Genomic DNA, 5356 nt, shown 5'->3' on the forward strand with positions numbered 1-5356 from the left:
GGGTCAGGGCGACGCCGGCCGACGCGAGGGTTTCGAACTTTCCGGGGACGTCGTCGAGCCGGCCGGCGATCTCGGTGAGATGCAGGGTGCCGGTGGTGGCGTACACGAAGCTGACGCCCAGCAGCATGACGGCGGTGGCCGTCACGGAGGAGAGGAAGAACTTCAGCGCCGCCTCGGAGGAGAGGCGGTCGCCGCGCTTGAGGCCGACCAGCGCGAAGGCGGGGAGGGTGGCGACTTCGAGGGCGACGACGAGGGTGGCGAGGTCGCGGGCGGCGGGCAGGAGGGCGGCGCCGGCCGCCGAGGAGAGCAGCAGGAACCAGAACTCGCCGGGCGGGAGCTTCCTGCCGCCGCCGAGTTCGGTGATCGACAGCAGAGCGGTCAGGAGGGCGCCGCCGAGCACCAGGAGCTGGATGACGAGCGTGAAGTGGTCGGCGGTGTAGCTGCACACGTCGGCGTCGGCCGTCAGGCAGAAGGTGGAGCGGTCGCCGGCGCGGAGCGGAAGGAGCAGAAGGAGCGCGGCGGCGAGGCCCGCGATGGAGAGGGCGCCGAGGAGCGGCTTACGGCGTTCCGGGACGAACAGGTCGGCGACCAGGACGATCAGTGCGACGGCGGCGGTCAGGGCCGGGGGCGCGATGGCGAGCCAGTCGACGGACTGGACGAGACTGGCGGCGCTGTCGGCGGCGCCCTGGGCAGCGGCCACGGTCACGACTTGCCTCCTGCGAGAAGCTTCTGCACGGCCGGGTCGGTGAGGCCGAGGAGGACGGCGGGCCAGAGTCCGGCGATGACGGTGAGGGCGACGAGCGGGGTCCAGGCGGCGAGTTCGTAGCCCTGGACGTCGGCGAGTTCGGGCAGCCGTTCCCGCTGTTCCTTCGGCTCGGTGACGTGCTGGGGGTGCGCGCCCATGCAGACGCGGCGGACCACGATCAGCAGGTACGCGGCGGTGAGCAGCGTGCCGAAGCAGGCGATCGCCGTGAAGGTGAGGAACGCGGGGCGGCTGAGGCCGGGCGCGGGGTCGAACGCGCCGAACATGGCGAGCATCTCGCCCCAGAATCCGGCGAGTCCGGGCAGGCCGAGCGAGGCGACGGCGGCGAAGGCGAGCAGGCCGCCGAGGCGCGGCGCGCGGCCGTACAGCGCCGCGCCGGTGGCGCCGGCGAGGGTGTCGAGGTCGGCCGTGCCGTACCGGTCCTTGAGCGCGCCGACCAGGAAGAAGAGCAGTCCGGTGATGAGGCCGTGGGCGACGTTCGCGAACAGCGCGCCGTTGACGCCGGTGGGCGTCATGGACGCGATGCCGAGGAGCACGAAGCCCATGTGGCCGACGGAGGAGTACGCGATCAGGCGCTTGAGGTCGCCGCCCGCGCCCCGGCGGGCGAGGGCGAGGCAGGCCAGGGAGCCGTAGATGATTCCGACGACGGCGAAGGCGGCGAGATACGGCGCGAAGGTCCGCATGCCGTCGGGTGCGATGGGCAGGACGATACGGACGAAACCGTACGTACCCATCTTGAGCATGACCCCGGCGAGGAGCACCGATCCGACGGTCGGGGCGGCGGTGTGGGCATCCGGGAGCCAGCTGTGCAGCGGCCACATCGGGGTCTTGACCGCGAGCCCGATCCCGATCGCCAGAACGGCCGTGACCTGCACGGATTTACTCAGACCTGAGCCGTTGTCAGTGGCGAGTGCCACCATGTCGAATGTGCCCGCGTGCAGCCCGACGAGCAGCAGGCCGAGCAGCATGACCACGGAACCGAGCAGTGTGTAGAGGATGAACTTCCAGGCGGCGGCCTGCCGTTCGGCACCGCCCCAGCGGGCGATGAGGAAGTACATGGGGATGAGCACCATCTCGAAGGCCAGGAAGAACAGCAGCAGATCGAGGACGGCGAAGGTGGCGAGGGTGCCGGATTCGAGGACCAGCAGCAGGGCGACGAAGGCCCTCGGGGAGGGGCCCGCCGGGGGCTTGAAGTAGCTGTAGAGCGCGCAGAGGAAGGTCAGCAGCGCGGTCAGGACCAGAAGGGGGAGAGAGATGCCGTCGACACCGAGGTGGATCCGTACGTCGAGTGCGGCGATCCAGCTGATGTCCGTCGTGGCCTGCATCCTCGACGGCTGGTCGTGGTCGAAGCCGAGCGCGAGGACGATCGCGGCGACGAGGATCGCGCCGGTCACGGTCACGCCGTGGCGCAGTACGGCCTGGTCGGGGCCGCTGCCCCGGAGTCCGGGCGGGGCGGGCGGCAGCGCCGTCGCCGCGCCCAGGAGCGGGGCGACGACGATGAACGCGAGAAGGAACTGCATCACGGACGGGCTGATATCGATCACGGCTCACGCTCCGGCGGCGACGAGTACGGCGGCGATCGCCAGGACGACCGTTCCGGCGAGCAGGGCGCCCAGGTAGGTCTGCACGTTGCCGGTCTGCGCGCCGCGTACGGCGGTGCCCAGCCAGCGGGTGCCGGTGCCCGCCCCGCGTACGTACGTGTCGACGACCTCGCGGTCGAGGAAGCGGACCAGCTGGGCCGCGCCCTGGACCGGGCGTTGGAACAGCACGCGGTAGACGGCGTCCAGGTGGAAGCCGGCGGCGGCGTGCCGGTGGAGCCTGCCGAGCAGCAGGCGGCCGGGGTCGGCGGGGTCGGGGGCCGAGGCGATGTTGCCGTAGGCGGGGGTGTGGCTGGTCATGGCCTCGACCTCGGAGAGGGCCGGCTCGGCGTCGGGGTGCGCGGCGACGGCGCCCATGGGAGTGCGGGCGGCCAGTGCCGTGGTGTGTGTCCAGGCGCCGTAGGTGACCAGTCCGCCGACGAGCGCGACGCCCGTGCCGAGTACGGAGGTGGTGACGGTCGGGGCGAGGCTGTCGGCGTCGAGCCAGGGGGCGATGAGACCGACGGTCAGGCCGACGGCGAGTGAGGGGACGGCGAGCACCCACAGGACGGTGTTCATCGAGAGGGGCTGCTTGCCGTGGTCGGCCGCTTCGGCGCCGCGGCCCCGGAAGGCGAGGAGCCACAGGCGTGTGGCGTAGGCGGCGGTGAGGAGGGCGGTGAGCAGACCGGCGACCAGTACGGTCCAGCCGGCGAAGGACGGGGCGATGTCGGACTCGCCGAGGGCGGTGTGCTCGGCGGCGACGAGGACGGCTTCCTTGGAGAAGAAGCCGGCGAAGGGCGGGATGGCGGCGAGCGCGAGCAGCGCGATCGTCATCGTCCAGTAGGCGTCGGGGACGCGTTTGGCGAGGCCGCCCATCCGGGACATGGCGGCGAGCGAGTTGGTGCCGGCGGCGTGGATGATCACGCCGGCGCCGAGGAAGAGAAGTGCCTTGAAGGCGCCGTGCGAGAGGAGATGGAAGACGGCCGCGCCCCGGTCGCCCACGGCCAGCGCGCCTGTCATGTAGCCGAGTTGGCCGATCGTGGAGTAGGCGAGGACGCGTTTGATGTCGTCCTGCGCGAGGGCGGCGAGCGCCGAGCCGACCATGGTGATCGCGGCCATCACGGCGAGCACGGTGAGTGCCGCGGCCGAGGCGGCGAACACGGGGAGGAGACGGGCCACGAAGTAGACGCCGGCGGCGACCATCGTCGCCGCGTGGATCAGCGCGGAGACGGGGGTGGGGCCGGCCATGGCGTCCGGCAGCCAGGTGTGCAGCGGGAATTGAGCCGACTTGCCCGCGACACCGGCGATCAACAGCAGCGCGATCACAGTGGGGTGGTCGAGCCCGTCGTTCGCGACGGCCTGGAGGACGCCGGTGATCCGGAACGTGCCGGTGTCGACGGCGAGCGCGAACAGACCGAGCAGGAAGGGGACATCACCGAGCTTGGTGACCAGGAAAGCCTTCAGGGAGGCGGCGCGTGCCTCGGGTGTCTCCCAGTAGTGGCCGACGAGGAAGTACGAGCAGATGCCCATGATCTCCCAGCCGACCAGCAGCACCATCAGGTCGCCGGAGTAGACGACGAGCAGCATCGCGGAGGTGAAGAGGGAGACGAGCGCGGCGTACGAGGGGTAGCGCGGGTCGTCGCGCAGATAGCCGGTCGAGTAGATCTGCACGCACGTCGCGACGACTCCGACCAGGATCGCGACGAGGGCGGCGAAGCCGTCGATGTGCAGGGCGAGGTCGATCGGGACCGAGCCGGTGGGGGTGAGCTGGGTCGCGGAGTCGATCGGTGCGCGGGTGCCGCCGTGCCCGTTGCTCTGGCGTACGGCGACGATCGCGGCGAGTACGGCGGCGGCGAGCGGTGGCAGCACGGCCAGCGGGCGGACGAAGCCGGGCGCGGTACGACCGAGGAGCAGTCCGGCGAGCGCGCCGAGGAAGGGCAGGACCGGAACAAGGACGGCGAGGGTGGTCGTGGTCACGCGGTGGCCTCAGCCTTCTTTGCCCGTGCCTTTGCCCGTGCGGCTTCTTCGGCTTCGGCCTCTGCTTCGACGGATTCGGCCGCGGCGTCGTCGGTCGCGTCGCTCTCGACGCTGTCGCGGAGCCGGTCGACGTCCGAGGTGCCGCGGTCGCGGTAGACCATCAGGACGATCGCCAGACCGATGCCGATCTCGGCGGCGGCGACGGCGATCACGAAGAGGGTCAGGGCCTGGCCGGCGTGCAGGGTGTCGCGCAGCCACACGTCGAAGGCGACGAGGTTGAGATTGACGGCGTTGAGCATCAGCTCGACGGACATCAGGACGAGGATCGCGTTGCGCCGGGCGAGCACCCCGTACAGACCGGTACAGAACAGCAGCGCCGCGAGCACGGCGGGATAGGCGAGATGCATCAGCGCTGCTCCTTGCCACGAGGACCGCCGGAGGAGTCGCTCTTGCGGGACAGGACGATCGCGCCGATCAGCGCGGCGAGCAGCAGGACGGAGAGTGCTTCGAAGGGCAGTACCCAGTGCCGGAAGAGGAACTGGCCGGAGACCTCGGTGGATCCCTGGGCGGGTCCATCGAGTTCGATCCAGGTCGTACGGAACGCGTCCACGACCACCCACACCAGCGCGACGGCGGCGGTGAGTGCCACCGCGAGCGCGACCCAGCGGTTCTCCGAATCCGCGTCCGGGGAACGGCCGATGGGCGCCTTGGTGAGCATCAGCCCGAAGAGAAGGAGGACGACGACGGAGCCCACGTAGATCAGGACCTGCACCCAGGCGATGAACTCGGCCGTCAGCAGCAGGTATTCGACGGCCAGGCCGCCGAGCGCGACGACGAGCCACAGAGCGGCGTGCACGAGCTGCTTCGTCGTGACGGTGATGACGGCCGCGCCGAAGGTGACGAGGCCGACGAGGACGAAGGCGATCTCGACACCGGTCGGGGAGAGGAAGCCGGGGTGGGCGGCTGCGAGAGAGCTCACTCGCCGTCCTCCTGCTCCTGCTGCTCCTGCTGCCGCGCCGCGGCGAGCAGGAGCAGCAGG

5 protein-coding genes are annotated in these 5356 nt (G+C 71.0%); all 5 read right to left on the minus strand.

Going from position 1 to position 5356, the window contains the following annotated elements; genetic code table 11:
* Positions 1-706 (minus strand): proton-conducting transporter transmembrane domain-containing protein (locus BHU15_RS35980; RefSeq protein WP_303741382.1); only part of this gene is annotated, 706 nt, incomplete at its 3' end.
* Complete coding sequence (locus BHU15_RS35985) at positions 703-2283, minus strand: complex I subunit 4 family protein (protein ID WP_069630944.1); 1581 nt, start codon at positions 2281-2283, stop codon at positions 703-705. The genes BHU15_RS35985 and BHU15_RS35980, both read right to left, overlap by 4 nt.
* 27 nt (positions 2284-2310) lie before the next feature.
* Positions 2311-4317, minus strand: a complete 2007-nt coding sequence (locus BHU15_RS35990; protein WP_069630941.1) for an NADH-quinone oxidoreductase subunit 5 family protein — start codon at positions 4315-4317, stop codon at positions 2311-2313.
* Positions 4314-4724: an NADH-quinone oxidoreductase subunit NuoK gene (gene nuoK / locus BHU15_RS35995; protein WP_069630942.1), complete on the minus strand. Its 411-nt coding sequence runs from the start codon at positions 4722-4724 to the stop codon at positions 4314-4316. The genes BHU15_RS35990 and nuoK overlap by 4 nt, the downstream gene beginning before the upstream one ends.
* On the minus strand, positions 4724-5296 hold the full coding sequence (locus BHU15_RS36000; protein WP_069630943.1) for an NADH-quinone oxidoreductase subunit J family protein: 573 nt from the start codon (positions 5294-5296) through the stop codon (positions 4724-4726). Before BHU15_RS36000 ends, nuoK begins: the two co-directional genes overlap by 1 nt.
* Between the last annotated feature and the right edge of the window lie 60 nt (positions 5297-5356).

It is taken from the genome of Streptomyces niveus, assembly GCF_001723055.1.
In the GTDB taxonomy this organism is placed as follows: Bacteria; Actinomycetota; Actinomycetes; order Streptomycetales; family Streptomycetaceae; genus Streptomyces; species Streptomyces niveus.

Coding starts and splice junctions, on each gene's coding strand:
- BHU15_RS35985 (WP_069630944.1), bottom strand. CDS start 2,283: ATGCAGTTCCTTCTCGCGTTCATCGTCGTCGCCCCGCTCCTGGGCGCG.
- nuoK (WP_069630942.1), bottom strand. CDS start 4,724: ATGCATCTCGCCTATCCCGCCGTGCTCGCGGCGCTGCTGTTCTGTACC.